Origin of the sequence: Saccharopolyspora mangrovi, from assembly GCF_035320975.1 — a bacterium.
Lineage (GTDB): Bacteria > Actinomycetota > Actinomycetes > Mycobacteriales > Pseudonocardiaceae > Saccharopolyspora > Saccharopolyspora mangrovi.
Genome location: NZ_JAWLNX010000001.1, coordinates 14,913 through 31,758, shown reverse-complemented (window position 1 = coordinate 31,758; position 16,846 = coordinate 14,913). Strand labels below are relative to the sequence as shown.

Below are 16,846 nucleotides of genomic sequence, written 5' to 3'. Positions count from 1 at the left end.
CGGATGACGTAGATTCGGCGCCGCGCATGAATACGTATTCAGACGGGAGCTGGGTGCAGTGGTGTCGAGGCGGTCGTTCATGGTCGGTACGGGCGCGGTGCTCGCGGGAGCCGCCGCGCTGCCGATCGCTCGGGTGAGTCCCGCGGCGGCGTCCGGTCAGCCCTCGTGGCTGGCCGACGCCGTGCTCTACCAGGTGTACCCGCAGAGCTTCGCCGACACCGACGGGACCGGGATCGGCGACCTGCGGGGCATCACCGAGCACCTCGACCACCTGGCGTGGCTCGGTGTGACGGCGATCTGGGTGAACCCGGTGTACCCGTCGCCGTTCACCGACGCCGGGTACGACATCACCGACTACGTCGGCGTGCACCCGCGCTACGGGACCGAGGACGACGTGGCCACCCTGGTCGAGGCGGCGAAGGCGCGCGGCATCCGAGTGCTGTTCGACCTGGTCGCGGGGCACACGTCGGAGGAGCACCCGTGGTTCCTGAACTCGCTGAACGACCCCGCCGACAGCCGCTACGTGTGGGCGACGCCCGACCAGCTGCCGCCCGACGGCAGCCTGCCGGAGGACTTCGTCGCCTCGCCCGGCCCGCGCGAAGGCGCGTTCCTGAAGAACTACTACGACACCCAGCCCGCCATCAACTACGGCTACGCGCGCATGCATCCGGATGAACCGTGGCGTCAGCCGGTCGACGCCGAAGGCCCCCGGCGCAACCGCGAAGCGATGCGCGAAGTGATGGACCACTGGCTCCGGCTGGGCATCTCGGGCTTCCGCTGCGACCTGGCCGCGACGCTGGTCAAGGACGACCCGGGCTGGGTCGAAACCGGCGAGCTGTGGGGCGAGATGCGCGCGTGGCTCGGCGAGGAGCACCCCGACGCGGTGATGATCGCCGAGTGGGGCGACCCGGCGACCTCGGTCCCAGCGGGCTTCGACGGCGACTTCTTCCTGCCCGTCAACGGGCCCGGCGACGGCGCGCCGTGGAAGTCGTTGTGGCAGGACAACCCCTACTTCGGAGCGGACGGGACCGGCACCGCCAAGACCTTCGTCGACGCCTGGCAGCAGACCGAGCAGACCATCGGACGCCCCGGGCACGTGCTGCTGCCCTCGGCGAACCACGACGGCGCGACCCGGCTGAACAACGGCGTCCGCAAGCCCGAGGAGATCCCGGCCGCGTTCGCGTTCTGGCTGACCTGGCCGACGATTCCGACGTTGTACTACGGAGAGGAGATCGGGATGCGGCTGATCGAAGGCCTGCCCGACGTCGAGGGGAGCGCCGGGCGGCAGCGCAACCGCACGCCGATGCAGTGGAACGACGGGCCCAACGCGGGGTTCTCCACCGCTCCGACCGACAAGCTCTACATCCCGCAGGACCCCGACCCGAACCGGCCGACCGTCCAAGGCCAGCTCGCCGACCCGGGCTCGCTGCTGAACCTCGTGCAGCGGGTCATCGCGCTGCGCAAGCGCCACCCCGAGCTCGGCAGCGCCGGTTCGGCGCGGGTCTTCCACGACGGCTACCCGCTGACCTACCTGCGCGGCGACCGCTTCCTGGTCACGATCAACCCGAGCCGCAACCCGGTTTCGGTCGACGTGCCCGACGACCGCCTCGCGCACGCGACCCCCGTCGAGAACAGCGGTGTCCGCATCAGCGGTCGCACGCTGGCGGTTCCCGGCTTCGGCTACGCCATCCTCGACCTCGGCTAGGCGCGAATCCGGGGCCCCTCGGGGGAAATCTCCGGGAGGCCCCGGAACCCGCCGGTCCTCCGCAGCGCGATGCTGGTCCGCACGACCACATCACCTTGGGGGAACGGATGAACCACGCCCGCGTCTACGAGATCCGAGTCGACGGATTCGCGAGCCTCGCCGAGGCGATCGCGGCGCAGGACCCGATCGCGCGCCTGCTGTGCCCCGACGAGTGGCATCGCGGCCCGTGCGAGATCCCGTGGAGCCTCGGCGTCGCCGACGACCCGTCCGACCCGGAGCGGGCCGCCCTGGTGATCGGGGTGCTCACCACCCGCCTGAAGGCGCTGGAACTGCTGCGGCCCATCGGTGAAGTGACGGGGTGCTCAGCGGAACTGGTCGAGGCGGACCCCTCGGACCACGAGGAGCTCGTCGAGCAGCACCGGATCGAGGCGCTCCTGGCCGACTGAGGAGTTCCCGCCATTCACCTGCTTCAGCGCACTTCGCCGCATATCATCCGTCCCGTTCACTCTTCGGGGCTGAGGGGGAAGCCGATGATGATCAGGACCGCGTCCGCGACCGCTGCGGCGCTCCTCGCGCTCGCCGTCGCTCCGGTGGCCGAGGCGGAGGACACCTACGCCGACTACGCCGAGCTCGCCGCCCACGAGACCGAAGGCGTCGACTACCGCCGCGAGGTGCGCGGCGGGGAGACCGACCTCGTCCACATCGCCATCCACGGCGGCGGGATCGAGCGCCCCACCACCGAACTCGCCGACCGCGCGGCCACCTCGGGCGGCCACGGCTTCGGCACGTTCGAGGGGATCAAGCCGTCGGGCAACAGCGTCCTGCACATCACCTCCACGAACTTCGACGAGCCCATGATCAGCGACCTCGTCTCCGGTTCCCGCTACACCGTGTCCTGGCACGGGGCCGCCGGTGACACCGCCACCACCTACGTCGGCGGCCTCGCCGCCGAGCTGCGCGACGCCGTCCGCGCCGAGCTCCGCGCGGCGGGCTTCGACGCGCCGGACACCGTCCCCGACGAGCTCGCCGGTGACAGCCCCGACAACATCGGCAACCGCAACGCCCGCGGGCAGGGCGTCCAGCTGGAGCTCACCAGAGCTCAGCGCGACGCCCTGGTGAAGGACGGCGTGCCCACCGCCGAGTTCGACGACTACGTCGCCGCGGTCGAACGAGCCGTCAGCCGGCGCTGACGGTCAGGCGCCGGGTGGGCCGTCGAGGACCGTGGGGGCGTACTCCAGCAGCTGGAGCCGGTCGTCGAAGGTGCGGCTGCGGATCAGGTCGAGCTTGATGTCGGGGTAGCCGTCGAAGATGCGCTCCCGCCCGGTCTTGCCGGTGATGACCGGGAAGATGACCAGCCGGAACCGGTCCACCACGCCGGCCTCCAGCAGCGAGCGGCTCAGGGCGAGGCTGCCGATGGTGCGCAGCGGCCGGGTCTCGCGCTGCTTCAGCTCCCGGACGGCCTCGACCGCGTCACCCGTGACGAGCTCGCTGTTCTCCCAGGTCAACGGAGCTGTCAGGGTGGACGAGAAGACGACCTTGGGCATCGCCGTCAACTCGGCCAGGCCCGGTTCGGCAGGGGCCTCGACGGCGAATCCCGACATCAGCCGGTAGGTCGTCGCGCCCATGAGCGAGACGTGCTCCTTCTCGTCGCTGCTCGCGATCCAGTCGAGGTACTCCGGCCCCTCCATCCCCCAGAACCCGGGCCAGCCCTCCGCTGCCGCGTACCCGTCGAGCGACACGATGAAGTCCACCATCAGATCCGACATGGTTCCGTCCTTTCTCCACACGTCTCCCGTGCAGACCAGGACCACCCCGAGAACTCATCGCTCGAGGACCGGGAAACCGGGCCGGTTCTCGCCAGAACCGCCCCCTGGTGCGGTCACTCGGGAGAGGCGGGCTCCTCGTCGAGGGGGAAGGTGGCGTGCACCCGGTACCCGCCTTCGCCGGTGCGCCCGGTCTGCAGCTTCCCCCCGGTGAGCGCGACCCGCTCGCGCATCCCGACCAGGCCGAACCCGGACGTGGGCAGCGCGACGTCGTGACCGCGCGGGCTGCGGCGGTTGGTCACCGTCACCGCCAGCTCGTCGTCGTCGGACCGCACCGTGACCTGCACGGCCGCGTGCGGGGCGTGCTTGGCGGCGTTGGTGAGCGCTTCCTGCACCACGCGGTACGCGGCGCGCCCCACCTCGGGCGGGACCTCAGGGGCGGGCTCGGGCATGTCGAGCCGCACGTTCGCCCCCGCCTCGGCGGCGCCGGAGACGAGGTCGACGATGCCGGTCGTGCTCGCCGAGGCCGGTTCCGGTTCGGTGTCGTCGCGCAGCGCGCGCAGCATCTCGCGCAGCTCGGACATCGCGGTGGCGCTGGTGGACCGGATGATCTCGGCGAGCTCGGCGCTGCGCTCGTCGGTGGCGTTGGCCGCCAGCACGTCGGCGTGCCGGGACACCACGCCGATGCGGTGCGCGACGACGTCGTGCATCTCGCGGGCGATCTCGCGCCGCTGCGCCTCCACGGCGCGCTCGGCCAGCAACTTCCGCTCGCGCTCGACCTGCTCGGCCTTCTCCTGGTAGTCGATCAGCACGCCCCGGCGCCCGAACACCCACAGCCCGATCAGCACCGGCACGACGACGTGGCCCACCACGATGGTCGTCGTCGGCCCGAGATGGAGCTCGCCCCACCGCGCCACGGTCGGCACGAGGGCCAGCAGGTGAACGCCGACGGCCACCCACGTCGCCGGGCGCGACCCGCACCGGCTCGCCACCGTGTACAGCGCGACCTCCACCGGCCCGATGACGGTATTGGCGGGCAGCGACGCCACGGCCATCACCAGGGCGACGGCGAACGGGAAGCGCCGCCGCACCACCAGCGCGAGGAATCCGGTGGTCAGCGCGGCGATCGCCAGGGGAGAGGTGTCGCTGAGGCGCCCGCCGTGCGCGTAGAACTCGCCCGCGACCGGGGCTCCCGCGACGGCGAGGTCGAACAGCAGCGACCGCAGCGAACCGTCCCACCACGACAACCACGAGCGCTTCCGTTCGACCGGCACGTCCGTCACCGTACTCACACGTCGCGGCGGTTCAGGACGATGCCCGCGGCACCGAGCAGCACCGCCGCCAGCCCCAGCATCGGCAGCGCCCCCGGCCACTCGGGCGACTCGCTGATCAACCGGCGGGCCGAGTAGCACGGCTGCAGCACGGCGTGCAGCCACTCCGGCAGGTCCAGCCGGTTGATCAGGAACATCTCGATCTCCGGCCACACCACCAGCACCGCGATCGGCAGCACCGATCCGTGCAGCAGCACGGCCAGCGCGAGCCCGATCAGCGTCATCAGCGCGGCGTAGACGAGGACCCCCGTGCCCGACAGCAGCGAGGTCGACACGGTCGGCGCCGCTCCGAGGACCGCGAGCAGCAGCCAGGACGCCGAGAGCACCACCACTTCGGTCACCACGGCGGCAGCGGTGGCCACGATCGCCTTGGCCAGCAGCACGCGTCCACGCAACCGCGCGGTGAGCACGGTCGTGGTGATCGTCCGGTACCGGTACTCGGTCCCGAAAGCGTTCACGCCCAGCGCCGCCACGAGCGCGACGAACAGCCACCCGACCGAGAGCACCTTGGCGAAGGTGATGTCGCCGTGGTCGCGGGAGTCGTGCGCGACGAACGTGAGCAGGAGCTGCACGACCAGCGCGGACCCCATCAACACCCAGTTGGACCGCAAGGTCCGGAACGCGGCCCACTCGTACCCCAGAGCGCGCCGGACACCGCGATCGGTCGACACCTCGGTCGTCGTCATGCTGCTTCTCCCCGGTAGCTGGTGGCGTTGGCGGTGGCGTTGAAGAACGCGTCTTCGAGGCTGCTGCGACGCGTGTGGAGCTCGCGGACCGGAACGCCGGCCTGCCGCGCCGCGGCGCTGACCGCGTCCACGTCGCCGGTGTCCACCACGAGGGCGTCGGCGTCCTCCGGCTGGACCTGGAACCCGGCCTGGCGCAGCCACTCCCGGAACCGGTCGGCCTCCGGGGTGCGCACGACGACGTGGGTGCGGGTGTGCGCGGTGATGAAGTCGCGCACCGGTTCGGCGGCGATCAACCGGCCTTCGCCGATGACCACGAGATCGTCGGCGAGCTGCGCGATCTCGGACAGCAGGTGCGACGAGACGAACACGGTCCGGCCTTCGTCGGCGAGGTTGCGCAGCAGCGACCGGATCCAGCGCACGCCCTCGGGGTCGAGGCCGTTGGTCGGCTCGTCGAGGATCACGTGCTCGGGATCGCCCAGCAGAGCCGAGGCGATGCCCAGCCGCTGCTGCATGCCGAGGCTGAACCCGCCGACGCGGCGGGACCGCACCTCGTCGAGCCCGACGGCGGCCAGCACCTCGCGGACCCGCTGCTCGGGGATCCCGGCGCCGGCGGCGATCATCCGCAGGTGCTGGTGCGCCGAGCGGCCCGGGTGCACGGCCCGCGCGTCGAGCAGCGCCCCGACCGCGCGCGCCGGGTTCGGCAGGTCGCGGTAGCGGCGGCCGTTGAAGAGGACTTCGCCCTCGCCGCGGTCGAGCCCGAGCATGAGCCGCATCGTGGTGGACTTGCCGGCCCCGTTCGGGCCGAGGAAGCCGGTCACCACGCCCGGCCGGATCGTGCAGGTGAGGTCGTGCACGGCGAGCTTGTCGCCGTAGCGCTTGGTCAGTTGCCGGATGGTGATCAACCCTGCTCCTCGAAGTCGGATCGGATGTCCCGCACGGCAACGAGAATCGCGGATCCGAGAGGGCCGGGCGTCTGACTTCCAGCTACGAGCGGATACGACTTTCGGTCACCGCGGAAGCACGGCCGCCACCCGGAAGCCCCCGTCCGCGGTCGGCCCCACCTCCAGCGATCCGCCCGCGAGCGCAACGCGCTCCCGCATCCCGAGCAGCCCGTACCCGGGTCCGGCTGTCGGCGGCTGCTCACCGGGGCCGTTGGTGACGGTGACGCGGAGCTCGTCGTCGGCCTCGACGACGACGGACACCGGCGCGCCGGGTGCGTGCTGCGCCGCGTTCGTCAGGGCTTCCTGCACCACCCGGTAGGCCGCGCGCCCGGTGCTCCCGGAGGTCTGCGGGAGGTCGCCGGGCATGCTCAACCGCACCCCGGACCCGGTTTCGCGCACCAGCTCGGCGATGTCGGCCAAGGCCGGCGCCTCGGAGAGGTCGGACGGGCCTTCCCGCAGCACCCGCAGCATGCTGCGCAGCTCGGTGAGGGCTTTCGCGCTGTTGTCGCGGATGATCTCCGCGGTCTGGGCGGTGCCCTCGTCCTTCGCGTGCAGGGTGAGCGCGCCCGCCTGCAGCGACATGACGCTGGCCCGGTGGGCGATCACGTCGTGCAGCTCGCGCGCGATCCGCCGCCGCTCCTCGGTGACGGCCCGCCCGGTGAGCAGCGCGCGTTCCCGCTCGGCGCGTTCGACGCGCTCCCGGGCGGCGGTCAGCAGCGCCTGCCGCTGGTGCAGCCACAACCCGAGCATCGCGGGCACGGTGTAGAGCGCCGAGTTCACGCCGAAGCTCAGCAGCGTCGGGAACCCCATGCCGCCGGGGTAGCGGACCATGTTCGCCGCCACCCCGGTCGCGATGATCACCACGCCCACGACCCAGGTCGACGGAGCGGAACCGTGGCGGCGCGCGTAGGAGTACAGCGCGACCCACGACGGCGGCAGGTAGGCGGTGAACGCGATCACCGCGACCGACACCCCGGCGGTCACCAGCGGGAACCGCCTGCGCACGAGCAGCGCGGCTCCGGCGGCCACGTGGAGGGAGAACTCCCACGGCGTGGCCTCGGTGTTGAGCACCCCGCCGAACATCACGGCGACGGCGAGGTCGATCAGCAGGCGGTGCACCTTGCCGTCCCACCAGGACAGCAGGCGCTCTCGGTCGAGGACGTCACGCACCGGGCCGACTCTAGCTGCGCGGATTCCCCGGCACGTTCGCCGACCGGCCGAGGCGCGTACGACTTTCGGGCAAGTTCGGACGAGCGGGTAGGAGGACGTCGCGGCGGCCCCGGATCCCTAGCGTTGGTGATCGAACGACGACGAACGTCATGGGAGGAAACGCAATGGACCTGGGCAAGCTCTTCAGCGACCCGGAGCAGCTGTTCGCGGTGGGCAGCATGGGGCTGATCGCGCTGCTGCTGATCGGTTGGCTGGCGCTGTTCGTCTGCGCCGTGGTCAGCATCATCGGTTCGCCGCTGTCCTTCGGCATGACCCTGGTCTGGCTGGTCATCGCCTTCGCCGCCCCGTTCCTCGGCGTCCTGGCCTGGTTCGTGATCGGACGCGGCGACGCCTACAGGCGACGCGCGACCTGCTAGAAGGAACTGATGGAGTCACTTTGCTCAGCGGTGCGGGTAGCGGAACCTGAGCGGCTCCGTGGACTCCGCGCGCCGCTCCGTGTGCATGTCCAATACACGGCGTCACGGCGTGCTCGCCACGAAGCCGCTCAGAACCCGCGGCGGTGCCGGTTGCTGGGGTGGTGACGGAGAATGCGGCTCCGCCGCATGGTTGACCAGTCCTAGGCCAATCCGGCGTCGTGGGTGATGATCGCGACCTGGGTCCGGTTGACGGCGTCCAGCTTGTGCATGATCCGTCCGATGTGGACCTTCACGGTGGAGTGGCTCATGTAGAGGTCGGCGGCGATCTCGGCGTTGCTCGAACCCTGCGCGACGGCCACGGCGACTTCGCGCTCCCGCGCGGTCAGCTTGTCCATCTTGGACTTCGCCGACTGCGCGGCGCCGCCGCCGGAGGAGAAAGTCGTCAGCAGCTTGCGGGTGATCCGCGGCGACAGCATCGCCTCGCCACCGGCGAGGGTGTGCACGGCGGCGACCAGTTCGTGCGGCCGGGTGTCCTTGAGCAGGAATCCGGCCGCCCCGTTCTGCAGCGCCTCGTGCACGTACTCGTCCACGTCGAAGGTGGTCAGCACGCCGACCGCGGGCGGATGGGGCAGCGAGGTGATCCGCCGCGTCACCTCGAGCCCGCCGACCTCCGGCATCTGGATGTCGGTGAGCACCACGTCCGGCGAGTGCTTCGCCACGAGGTCCACGACCCCGGCCCCGTTCGGGGCCTCGGCCACCACCTGGATCTCAGGATCGGACTCCAGGATCATCCGAATCCCGGACCGCACCAGGTCCTCGTCATCCAGCAGAACGACCTTCACGCTCGCCACCCACGACCTCCAGCCCGCGAAACCACCACGCCCACCACGGTATACCGCCCCGTCACCCACGACGAACGAGCGGATGCCCGGACGCCCGAGATCACGGGACCAGGTCGAGGAATTGCCAGCGCGCTCGGGGTTGTGCTCCGCTGAGCCACTTCCCGCAGTTCTGCAGGACCACCTGGCCGGAGGTGATGTGCTGGGAGCCGGTGCCGAGATCGCGGAGGTAGCGGTCGATGGGTCCCCGGCGGATCGCCGCCGTTCCGGCCCAGCGGTGCACTGCGCGGCCGACTTCCTGCGCGGTTCTGGTGGCGTTGCCGAGGGCGAGCCGGATCATCGTGTCCTGCTCGGTGGACTGCGGTTCGCCCGCGTCCAAGGTGCTCTCGACCTCCTGCCACACCTGCACCGCCCACGCCCGGGCCGAGCGCAGCGCGGCTTCGGCGGTCGCGTACTCGGCGTGGAACTGCGCGGTGTCCACCGCCGCACCGGCAGTGCCGAACTTGGGCGCAGCGGCGGACCTCAGCTCGTCGAGCAGCCGGCGTCCGACGCCGAGCGCCCAACCGGTGTGCCCGATCGCGGCCATGTTGACCAGGCCGACGCGGTACACCGCGCCGCCGTTGACGGGCGCGGTCGTCGTCGCCGAGTAGGTGAACTCCGCCGGGACGAACACGTCGGTGCAGTGGTAGTCGATGCTGTTCGTGGCGCGCAGCCCGAGCACGTCCCAGTTGTCGACCAGCGTCACCTGCGACTTCGGCATCGCCAGCACGCGAGGTTCACCGCTGCCCTCGATGAGGATCAAGCTGTGGACGTGGCTGGCCAGCGCCATGCCGGAGGCGAACTGCCAGCTGCCGCTCACCAGGTAGCCGCCGTCCACCGGGACCGCCCGGCCCGGTCTGGTGCCGTGCCCGGCCAGCAGCGCGTGGTCCCCGCGCTCGACGTCGGGGAACAGGGCCTCCGCGGCGGCGGAGTCGAGGTAGGCGGCGGTGGTGCCGGTGATGTGCTGCAACGCCATCATCGTCCAGCCGGCCGCGGCGTCGTGGTAGCTGATCATCTCGATCATCTCGATCAGCTGGCGCGGCGCGAACTCGTGACCACCGAGGCTCGCGGGCAGCGAAGCGCGAACAGCTCCCGCCGCCAGCAGGCCCTGCGCGGCGTCCTCGCTGAGGTTCCCGCGTCGCTCGGCGGCATCGGCGCTGCTGTCGAGCACCTCGCCGAGACCGTCGATTCGCCGGAGAACAGACGGGAATTCCGGGCTCACGTGCAGAGCCGTCATGGGCACAACCCCCTCGATCAGTGCCGACGCCGCCGAACGGTACCTGCGGGCCGGTCGCGGGGAGCCGGTTTCAGCTGAAGCCGTCGGCGTCCTGCTGCAGGAGGACGTTCGCGCGTTGCAGCGCGCGGATCTGCGCGGAGTTGTAGAACTCCGCGACTGCGTGCGCCATCGCGTTCGTGGCCAGCTTCTGGCCGTGCGGTGAGTTCGCCAGCAGGTTCTCCAGTTGCGGGTGCTCCTCGCGGCCGCGGCGGACCACCGGGGCCAAGCGCTGGGCGAGTTGCTCGATCGCGTCGTCGTTGGCGTCCGCGGGCAGCGCCTCGAACTCCTCCTCGACGGCGTCCCGCTCGCCCAGGAGCCTGCCGAACTCCGCCAGGTCCTCGTCGCTGAAGACCGTCGAGTAGACCGTCAGCAGGGCCTTCTGGGTGTCGGAGAGGCGGTCGGCGAGCGGCGCGAACCCGGGTGGCACCTCGGGCGACGCGCGATGGCGCAGGATCACGGCCAGTTCGGCGCGGATCCGGGTCAGCCGCTGGATCGTCGCCTCGAGTTCGGCGTCCAGGACGGAGATCGCCTCGGTCGGGTCCTCACCGGCGTTGCCCATCGCCGCGATCTGCGACAGCGGCAGCCCCAGATCGCTCAACCTCTTGATCTGCACCAGCCGGATCAGGTGCGAGACCCCGTACTTCTTGTACCCGTTCGACGCGCGTTCGGGCACGTCCAGCAACCCGATCTCGTGGTAGTGCCGGACGGCCTTCACCGTCGTGCCGGCGAGGTCGGCGAGCTGTCGAGTGCTCCACGCCATCGTTCGTCCCCCATCTCGGCGCGCGATTTGCGAAACCAGTCCACACCCTGCCCCGAGGGCACGGTCAAGACAGCAGCAGCGGAACCAGGTGGAGGATCTCGATCGCCTCGTAGATCGCGCCGACGACCAGCAGCGCGAGCGCGGGCAGGCTCAGCCAGCCGACCTGCCGCAACCCGCGGAGGTAGCCCTGGCGGCGGTTGCGGGCTCCGACGGTCCGGGGACGCAGCCACGACATCCCCAGCCGGTAGGCGCCGAGCAGCACCAGGACGTACGCCTGGAACTCGATGAGGACCGTCAGCGAGTGCGGGATCATGGTCAACGCCGCTACGTCGTTGACCGGCGCCAACGTCACCCCGGTGTCGAAGGCCCAGTAGGCGAAGAGGGCGATGCCCGCGAACGGGACGATCGCCGAGGGCAGCAGGAGGTTCACCAGGCTCATCCCGCCCGCGTTGACCACGAGGATGGTCAGGCTGAACAGCCAGGTGCTCGACATCGCCCAGGTGGCCAGCTCCAGCGTCCCGTCCTGCTGGAGCGATGCGATGTTCGCGCCGACGAGATCGGGCCGCAGCAGGCCCACACCCATCCCGACCAGGAACTACCCGTAGGCCATCGCGTTCAGCGCCAGGTAGGCGCCCAGATTCGCCCGGATGATCTGGAACGGCCTGCGGAACCACCGCGAGCCCCCACCCCGCTGCTCGATCCGGTTCTCGATCTCCGCTGCGCTGGTCATCGTCTGCTCCTCGTCCGGTGGTGGTTGCGACTCACCACCACTCCAGACCGTGCCCTCGGGACAAGGTCAAGCCCGGTCCGAGCAAGGCTTCACGCGCGGTGATCCCGGCGCCCGAACGCGCCGAGTCCGAGCGAGCGGCCTGGTGAAGGGGCTGTTCGTGTGGAGGAATGGCGCGGCCCGTCGCCGAGCACGCCCACCGCTCACCGCCTGCATCCGCAAGTGACTCCGCCGCACTACCGGGGCGAGCGAACGAGGATCATTTCGGTGCGCCGAGCGCGGGATGAGGAGGTGGCGATCTATGAAGGCTGAGGAATTCGACGAGCGCTTCGACCGCGGTGAGGACGTCACGTCCGAGCTTGACATGACGACCGTCCAACGGCCGAATGTTGAACAGCGGCGAGTCAACGTGGACTTTCCGGAGTGGATGATCGAGTCGCTCGACAGTGAGGCCAAGCGCCTCGGTGAGACTCGGCAAGCGATCATCAAGGTCTGGATCGCGGATCGAACTGAACACCGGGACAACCGGGCCGCGTAGCGGGGCCGGACTGATGTGAGAGCGAAAGCGCCTTCGACTGCCCTGCAGCGAGGGCGCTTTCGCCACCTGCCCGTGCCGCGGGCGAAATCGGTGGGGCCTCGGGGTGAGAGCCGGGACGCTGGCTTCGATCAGCGAGTTGGTGGTGGGGCCGGAGGGACTCGAACCCTCACTGTCTAGGACCTAAACCTAGTGCCTCTGCCAATTGGGCTACGGCCCCTCGGTGTGCATAGCGTAGCGCGTGTGTCGATCATGTTTTCCGGCGCGGGGGAGACCCGAGCAGGGGACATGGGCGCGGCTGGTGCGGCGTCTGATCCACCGTGAACTACGGTGTGGGCAGCCAGGTGAACGTGAGGAGGACACGTGGCCCGTGATCAAGATGCCATCGAGCGTGACATCGAGCAGGCGCGTGACGCGCTGGCCGACACGCTGGACAGGCTGAGCGTGCAGGCGAACCCGCAGCGGTTCGTCGACGCCGGCAAAGCCAGCGTCATGGAGAAGCTGAACGACCCCAAGGTGCGCTACGCGCTGATCGGGGTCGGCGCGCTGGTCACCGCGGTGGTCGTGCGCAAGCTGTTCAAGTGAGGTGCCGGTCGTTCTGGGGTCTCGGACCTGGCCCCAGAACACCGGAACCGGATCAACCCGCCTCGACCGCGTCGCCCACGCCGACCGTGCCCGGTCGAGTCACCCGCATGATCACGCCGAACTTGTTCTCGTGGTGCTGGATCAGGTGAGCCTGCAGTTCCCGCCAGCGCTCGCGGCCCGCCGCGTCCCAGCTCGGGACCGCGCAGCGGATGCACGGACCGGCGTGATCCCCGGTCACGGTCAGCTCCACCTCTCCGGCGGTGATCGTCGCGCCCGGTTCCCAGTCCTGCTCGGCGAACGGCGGCAGGTCCGCGTCGACGTGCAGGTTCGTGCGGAAGCGCCGCAGGTCGACCTCCGCGCCCAGCTCCTCGCCCAGGCCGCGCCGCGATGATTCGAAGGTGACCAGCACCGTCGGCCCGCGGTCCTGCTGGCCGTCGGCCGGGTTCAACCGCACCGGGACCGCCAGCGACTCCGCCAGCACGTCCGCCAGCTTCGGGTCGTCCCAGGACAGCCGCTGGTCATCAGGGCCGCTCAGGGTCGGCGGCTCGACCGGGTCCGGCAGGTCGCCGTAGCTCGCCGACCAGGACAGCAGCGTCTGGTTCTGCCGGACCGTGAGCACGTTGCCCGCGCGGTTCGGCCGCTCGTCGAGCAGCGCGTAGGCGCGGTCGCCGGCCATGCCGCGCTCGTCGAAGCGGGCGGCCGTCACCTGCTCACCGCGCAGCGACTTCACCGGCCAACGGCTGAGCTCGAGGACCTGGGACACGACCGACCTCCGTTCGGGCTTGGGCGGACGCCACCCTAACTCGCCGAACGAGCGGTCAGCGCCTGAGCAGCGGCAGCAGGGCCTCGTTGAGCAGGCGGTCCACGAAGCCCGTGTCCAGCGGCTCGTCCGCCAGCATCAGCCGGTAGATCAGGCCCGCACCCGCCAGCTCGCCGACCGTGTCGATCGGGGCGTCCGGGCTGATCTCGCCGCGCCGAACACCGCGCTCCATGATCCGGCGCAGCACGTCGCGCTGCGGCAGCAGGAACGACTCGCGGAACTTCAGCGCCAGCTCGGGCTCGTGCGGCAGCTCACCGACCAGAGCCTGCGCGGCCTTGCCGACCGGACCGGTCAGCAGCGTGGCGAACGCGCGCAGGAACTCGCCGAGATCGGCGGCCACCGAACCCAGATCGGGTTCCGGGATGCGGCGCTGGACCAGTTCGTTGCAGGTGTCGATGACCAGGTCGAGCTTGGAGTCCCAGCGCCGGTAGATCGTGGCCTTGCCGGCGCGGGCCTGGGCCGCCACGGCGTCCATCGTCAACGCGCGGTAGCCGACCTGGGCCAGCACCTCCATCGCCGCCTGGCGCAGCGCAGCATCGCGGGAGGCGTCCCGCGGGCGTCCCCGGCCGGCGGGCGGCCTGCTCGGTTCGAGGCTGGCCACCGCTGCTTCCTCCTGGGGTGCACTACTGGTCGGCGCGTTCACGGACGCCATCCTAAGGTCCCGCCCCGTTCATCCACTGTGCACGTGATCGGTGGGTCGCGAAGAGTCACCGAGCAGGGGGTCGCCCGGGCAGGAGCTACTGCGCAGCAGGGGCGTTGGCGGCGGCGGCGCGGGCCGCTCGCTGGGTCGCCTCGTCCGACAAGCCGTGCCGGGCCTGCAGGTAGGCGGTGGTGAAGGCGAAACCGTCTCCGTCGAGCAGGTGGATCACCACGCGCCCGGACTTGCCGGACGAGAGCTGCTCGATGAGCTGATCCGCTTGGTCCCGGGCGGCGATCAGGCCGGGCGCACGCGCGGTCTTCTTGTCGTCACCATCCGTGACGGTGATCTGCCAGTCATCGCCCTGGGGTACGTAGTTCGCGGTGATATGACCGCCAGCCATGAATGCCTCCGCTCTCCACTTTGCTCGGGCGTTCGAGCTCTTGACCGGAAGACAATGCTAGGCGCACTGGCTCTCAGCAGCGCATCTCGGTCGACATGGGACTCTACGTGGCCGGTCGGTCCAGATCTTCAGGCCGGTCGACATCGAAGCCTTCCGATATGTCGTCACACGACACCATCGTCACTGCGCGTTGTTTGAGGTAGTCGCGAGCGCCCGCGTCACCTGTCGCCGAGGCGGCTGCACCGGTCCAGTGCTCCCGTCCCAGCAACACGGGGTGACTGCGGCGTCCGCCGTGCGAGGCGGCGGCGAGCGCGTCGGGGGCGGTGAGCTGGGCAACTCGGCGGACGGCCTCCGCGCCGATGCCGGGCATGTCGACCGGCAGGACCAGCGCGGCCGGGGCGTCGGAGCCCCGCAGCGCCTCCAGCGCGGTGCGCAGCGACGACCCCATGCCGGTGGGCCAGTCGGGGTTGAACACCGTCGTCGCGCCGGCGAGCTCGGCGCGCTCGCGGACCTCGTCGGCGGCGGCGCCGAGCACGACCAGCACCGGGTCGCAGCCGGCGTCGGCCAGGACCTTCGCAGCGCGGTCGACGAAGAGGGCTCCGCGGTGCTCGACCAGGGCTTTCGGCATTCCGAAGCGGCGTCCCGCGCCTGCGGCGAGCACGACTCCTGCTGGCGGCTTCACAGCACGACCGTAGCCCCCGGGGCGACAACCGCGGTCCTCGCGCTGACGAGCACCGCAGTTCTCGCCCCGGGGTGGGCGGCTCAGACCCCGGTGAGCCCGGAGACGAGGAAGTAGACCGCGAAGACGATCGCCAGCGAGCCGACGAGCCAGCCGATCTCCCGCACCTTCCCGCGAGCCAGCTTGATCACGGCGAAGGCGATCAGGCCGGCCCCGATGCCGTTGGTGATCATGTAGGTGAACGGGATGACCGCCAGCGTCAGGAACGCCGGGATCACGTATTCCGGGTCGTCCCAGGGGATGAAGCGGACCTGCGACATCATCACCCCGCCGACGATCACCAGAGCCGGTGCGGCGGCCTGCGCGGGCACGACCGACGCCAGCGGGGTCACCAGCAGCGTCAGGCAGAACAGCAGCCCGGTGAACACGCTGGCCAGCCCGGTGCGGGCGCCTTCGGCGACACCGGCGGCCGACTCCAGGAACACCGTGTTCGGCGCGGCCCCGGTGAACCCGCCCGCCGCGGCGGCGACGCCGTCCACGGCCAGGATCCGGCCCATGCCCTGCACCTTGCCGTCCTTGGCGAGCCCGGCCTGCGAGGAAACGCTGGTGATCGTGCCCATCGCGTCGAAGAACCCGGACAGCACCAGGGTGAACAGGAACACCGTCGCGGCCACGCCACCGGCCGCCGCGAACCCGCCGAAGAGGTCGACCTGCCCGAACAACCCGAAATCAGGTGTGCCGACCAGCTGGGCGGGCAGCTCGGGGACCACGGTTCCCCACTCGTCGGGTGCGATGTCCAGCGCCGCGTTGGCCAGCAGCGCCAGCACCGTTCCGACCACGATGCCCAGCAGGATCGCCCCGGGCGTGCGGCGGGCGAGCAGGCCCATCATCACCAGCAGCGTCACGCAGAACACCACGATCGGGATCCCGGCCAGGTGCCCGTCGGTGCCCATCTGCACCGGCACGGTCGTCTCCGCAGAGTCCGGCACGCGCGTCACGAAACCGGCGCTGACCAGGCCGATCAGTGCGATGTAGAGGCCGATTCCCACGGTGAGCGCGATCTTCAGCGGCTCCGGGATGGCGTTCATGATCTTCTCGCGGACGCCGCTGACCGCCAGCGCCACGATCACGACGCCTTCGAGCACCACGAGTCCGAAGGCCTCGGCCCAGGTCATGGTGGGGGCGATGGTGAACGCGACGACCGCGTTCACGCCCAGACCGGTGGCCAGGGCCAGCGGGGCGTTGCCGACCAGGCCCATCACGATGGTCATCACCCCGGCCGTGGCGGCGGTGGCGGTGGTGAGCTGCTCGGGGGAGAGCTTCGCGCCGGTGGCGTCGGTCCCGGAGCCGAGGATCAGCGGGTTGAGCATCACGATGTAGGCCATCGCGACGAAGGTGGTCAGGCCGCCGCGCAGTTCGCGGGCGAGCGTGGAACCGCGTTCGGTTATCCGGAACACGCGGTCCAGACCGCTGTCGGGTCTGGTGGTCAATTGCTGGGTCATTGCGTCCTCCCATGCCGGTGGGCGCCCCTGGA

At 70.7% G+C, this 16,846-nt stretch carries 21 protein-coding genes and 1 tRNA gene; 6 read left to right on the top strand and 16 right to left on the bottom strand.

Annotation, left to right across the window (positions count from 1 at the left end; translation table 11 throughout):
- The first annotated feature begins 79 nt into the window (after positions 1 to 79).
- The 3 genes from R4I43_RS00175 (at position 80) to R4I43_RS00165 (ending at position 2,895) form a co-directional block, all read left to right on the top strand.
- The gene (locus R4I43_RS00175; RefSeq protein WP_324263404.1) at positions 80 to 1,705 is read left to right on the top strand and encodes an alpha-amylase family glycosyl hydrolase; all 1,626 of its coding nucleotides are present in this window, start codon (positions 80 to 82) and stop codon (positions 1,703 to 1,705) included.
- 107 nt (positions 1,706 to 1,812) lie between these two features.
- Positions 1,813 to 2,151, top strand: a complete 339-nt coding sequence (locus R4I43_RS00170; protein ID WP_324263403.1) for a hypothetical protein — start codon at positions 1,813 to 1,815, stop codon at positions 2,149 to 2,151.
- Between the two features lie 84 nt (positions 2,152 to 2,235).
- Entirely contained in the window at positions 2,236 to 2,895 is a 660-nt protein-coding gene (locus R4I43_RS00165) for a poly-gamma-glutamate hydrolase family protein (protein WP_324263402.1), read from the top strand.
- Between the two features lie 3 nt (positions 2,896 to 2,898).
- On the opposite strand, the gene R4I43_RS00160 is transcribed toward R4I43_RS00165, so the two are convergent.
- The 5 genes from R4I43_RS00160 to R4I43_RS00140 form a co-directional block, all read right to left on the bottom strand.
- Positions 2,899 to 3,471 carry a dihydrofolate reductase family protein gene (locus R4I43_RS00160; protein WP_324263401.1) on the bottom strand — a complete coding sequence of 191 codons (573 nt, stop codon included), beginning with the start codon at positions 3,469 to 3,471 and terminating at the stop codon, positions 2,899 to 2,901.
- Positions 3,472 to 3,584: 113 nt separating this feature from the next.
- The gene (locus R4I43_RS00155) at positions 3,585 to 4,742 is read right to left on the bottom strand and encodes a sensor histidine kinase (RefSeq protein ID WP_324263400.1); all 1,158 of its coding nucleotides are present in this window, start codon (positions 4,740 to 4,742) and stop codon (positions 3,585 to 3,587) included.
- Positions 4,743 to 4,756: 14 nt separating this feature from the next.
- A complete protein-coding gene (locus tag R4I43_RS00150) occupies positions 4,757 to 5,485 on the bottom strand; it encodes a hypothetical protein (protein ID WP_324263399.1) in 729 nt (242 codons plus the stop codon).
- Positions 5,482 to 6,387, bottom strand: a complete 906-nt coding sequence (locus R4I43_RS00145) for an ABC transporter ATP-binding protein (RefSeq protein ID WP_324263398.1) — start codon at positions 6,385 to 6,387, stop codon at positions 5,482 to 5,484. Before R4I43_RS00145 ends, R4I43_RS00150 begins: the two co-directional genes overlap by 4 nt.
- A 105-nt stretch (positions 6,388 to 6,492) precedes the next feature.
- Entirely contained in the window at positions 6,493 to 7,596 is a 1,104-nt protein-coding gene (locus R4I43_RS00140) for a sensor histidine kinase (RefSeq protein WP_324263397.1), read from the bottom strand.
- 164 nt (positions 7,597 to 7,760) lie between these two features.
- Between R4I43_RS00140 and R4I43_RS00135 the strand changes: the two genes are divergently transcribed.
- On the top strand, positions 7,761 to 8,012 hold the full coding sequence (locus R4I43_RS00135) for a PLD nuclease N-terminal domain-containing protein (protein ID WP_324263396.1): 252 nt from the start codon (positions 7,761 to 7,763) through the stop codon (positions 8,010 to 8,012).
- A 200-nt stretch (positions 8,013 to 8,212) separates the two neighbouring features.
- On the opposite strand, the gene R4I43_RS00130 is transcribed toward R4I43_RS00135, so the two are convergent.
- The 5 genes from R4I43_RS00130 to R4I43_RS00110 all read right to left on the bottom strand — a co-directional run bounded on the left by R4I43_RS00130 (position 8,213) and on the right by R4I43_RS00110 (position 11,656).
- Entirely contained in the window at positions 8,213 to 8,854 is a 642-nt protein-coding gene (locus tag R4I43_RS00130) for a response regulator transcription factor (protein WP_324263395.1), read from the bottom strand.
- A gap of 100 nt (positions 8,855 to 8,954) precedes the next feature.
- The gene (locus R4I43_RS00125; RefSeq protein WP_324263394.1) at positions 8,955 to 10,127 is read right to left on the bottom strand and encodes an acyl-CoA dehydrogenase family protein; all 1,173 of its coding nucleotides are present in this window, start codon (positions 10,125 to 10,127) and stop codon (positions 8,955 to 8,957) included.
- A gap of 70 nt (positions 10,128 to 10,197) precedes the next feature.
- Positions 10,198 to 10,926, bottom strand: a complete 729-nt coding sequence (locus R4I43_RS00120) for a MerR family transcriptional regulator (protein WP_324263393.1) — start codon at positions 10,924 to 10,926, stop codon at positions 10,198 to 10,200.
- A 64-nt stretch (positions 10,927 to 10,990) separates the two neighbouring features.
- Positions 10,991 to 11,509: a stage II sporulation protein M gene (locus R4I43_RS00115; protein ID WP_324263392.1), complete on the bottom strand. Its 519-nt coding sequence runs from the start codon at positions 11,507 to 11,509 to the stop codon at positions 10,991 to 10,993.
- A gap of 12 nt (positions 11,510 to 11,521) precedes the next feature.
- Positions 11,522 to 11,656, bottom strand: coding sequence for a hypothetical protein (locus R4I43_RS00110; protein ID WP_324263391.1), 135 nt, complete (start codon positions 11,654 to 11,656; stop codon positions 11,522 to 11,524).
- Between the two features lie 298 nt (positions 11,657 to 11,954).
- Between R4I43_RS00110 and brnA the strand changes: the two genes are divergently transcribed.
- Complete coding sequence (brnA, locus tag R4I43_RS00105) at positions 11,955 to 12,191, top strand: type II toxin-antitoxin system BrnA family antitoxin (protein WP_324263390.1); 237 nt, start codon at positions 11,955 to 11,957, stop codon at positions 12,189 to 12,191.
- 140 nt (positions 12,192 to 12,331) lie between these two features.
- Here brnA and R4I43_RS00100 read toward each other — a convergent pair.
- Positions 12,332 to 12,408: transfer RNA gene (locus R4I43_RS00100), tRNA-Leu, on the bottom strand.
- A gap of 143 nt (positions 12,409 to 12,551) precedes the next feature.
- Between R4I43_RS00100 and R4I43_RS00095 the strand changes: the two genes are divergently transcribed.
- Positions 12,552 to 12,773, top strand: a complete 222-nt coding sequence (locus R4I43_RS00095) for a DUF3618 domain-containing protein (protein WP_324263389.1) — start codon at positions 12,552 to 12,554, stop codon at positions 12,771 to 12,773.
- A 52-nt stretch (positions 12,774 to 12,825) separates the two neighbouring features.
- On the opposite strand, the gene R4I43_RS00090 is transcribed toward R4I43_RS00095, so the two are convergent.
- The 5 genes from R4I43_RS00090 to R4I43_RS00070 form a co-directional block, all read right to left on the bottom strand.
- Positions 12,826 to 13,536 carry an MOSC domain-containing protein gene (locus tag R4I43_RS00090; protein WP_324263388.1) on the bottom strand — a complete coding sequence of 237 codons (711 nt, stop codon included), beginning with the start codon at positions 13,534 to 13,536 and terminating at the stop codon, positions 12,826 to 12,828.
- Positions 13,537 to 13,591: 55 nt separating this feature from the next.
- On the bottom strand, positions 13,592 to 14,236 hold the full coding sequence (locus R4I43_RS00085) for a TetR/AcrR family transcriptional regulator (protein WP_324263387.1): 645 nt from the start codon (positions 14,234 to 14,236) through the stop codon (positions 13,592 to 13,594).
- A gap of 94 nt (positions 14,237 to 14,330) precedes the next feature.
- Positions 14,331 to 14,633 carry a hypothetical protein gene (locus R4I43_RS00080; protein ID WP_324263386.1) on the bottom strand — a complete coding sequence of 101 codons (303 nt, stop codon included), beginning with the start codon at positions 14,631 to 14,633 and terminating at the stop codon, positions 14,331 to 14,333.
- 103 nt (positions 14,634 to 14,736) lie between these two features.
- Positions 14,737 to 15,315 (bottom strand): nucleotidyltransferase family protein, encoded by a 579-nt coding sequence (locus R4I43_RS00075; protein ID WP_324263385.1) that lies wholly within the window; start codon positions 15,313 to 15,315, stop codon positions 14,737 to 14,739.
- 80 nt (positions 15,316 to 15,395) lie between these two features.
- Positions 15,396 to 16,814 carry an NCS2 family permease gene (locus R4I43_RS00070; protein ID WP_324263384.1) on the bottom strand — a complete coding sequence of 473 codons (1,419 nt, stop codon included), beginning with the start codon at positions 16,812 to 16,814 and terminating at the stop codon, positions 15,396 to 15,398.
- Positions 16,815 to 16,846: the final 32 nt, after the last annotated feature.

Excerpts from the sequence above, each read along its gene's own strand:
- R4I43_RS00175 (WP_324263404.1), top strand. The coding sequence starts at position 80 with ATGGTCGGTACGGGCGCGGTGCTCGCGGGAGCCGCCGCGCTGCCGATC.
- R4I43_RS00170 (WP_324263403.1), top strand. The coding sequence starts at position 1,813 with ATGAACCACGCCCGCGTCTACGAGATCCGAGTCGACGGATTCGCGAGC.
- R4I43_RS00165 (WP_324263402.1), top strand. The coding sequence starts at position 2,236 with ATGATGATCAGGACCGCGTCCGCGACCGCTGCGGCGCTCCTCGCGCTC.
- R4I43_RS00160 (WP_324263401.1), bottom strand. The coding sequence starts at position 3,471 with ATGTCGGATCTGATGGTGGACTTCATCGTGTCGCTCGACGGGTACGCG.
- R4I43_RS00150 (WP_324263399.1), bottom strand. The coding sequence starts at position 5,485 with ATGACGACGACCGAGGTGTCGACCGATCGCGGTGTCCGGCGCGCTCTG.
- R4I43_RS00135 (WP_324263396.1), top strand. The coding sequence starts at position 7,761 with ATGGACCTGGGCAAGCTCTTCAGCGACCCGGAGCAGCTGTTCGCGGTG.
- R4I43_RS00125 (WP_324263394.1), bottom strand. The coding sequence starts at position 10,127 with ATGACGGCTCTGCACGTGAGCCCGGAATTCCCGTCTGTTCTCCGGCGA.
- R4I43_RS00120 (WP_324263393.1), bottom strand. The coding sequence starts at position 10,926 with ATGGCGTGGAGCACTCGACAGCTCGCCGACCTCGCCGGCACGACGGTG.
- R4I43_RS00115 (WP_324263392.1), bottom strand. The coding sequence starts at position 11,509 with ATGGGTGTGGGCCTGCTGCGGCCCGATCTCGTCGGCGCGAACATCGCA.
- R4I43_RS00110 (WP_324263391.1), bottom strand. The coding sequence starts at position 11,656 with ATGACCAGCGCAGCGGAGATCGAGAACCGGATCGAGCAGCGGGGTGGG.
- brnA (WP_324263390.1), top strand. The coding sequence starts at position 11,955 with ATGAAGGCTGAGGAATTCGACGAGCGCTTCGACCGCGGTGAGGACGTC.
- R4I43_RS00080 (WP_324263386.1), bottom strand. The coding sequence starts at position 14,633 with ATGGCTGGCGGTCATATCACCGCGAACTACGTACCCCAGGGCGATGAC.
- R4I43_RS00070 (WP_324263384.1), bottom strand. The coding sequence starts at position 16,814 with ATGACCCAGCAATTGACCACCAGACCCGACAGCGGTCTGGACCGCGTG.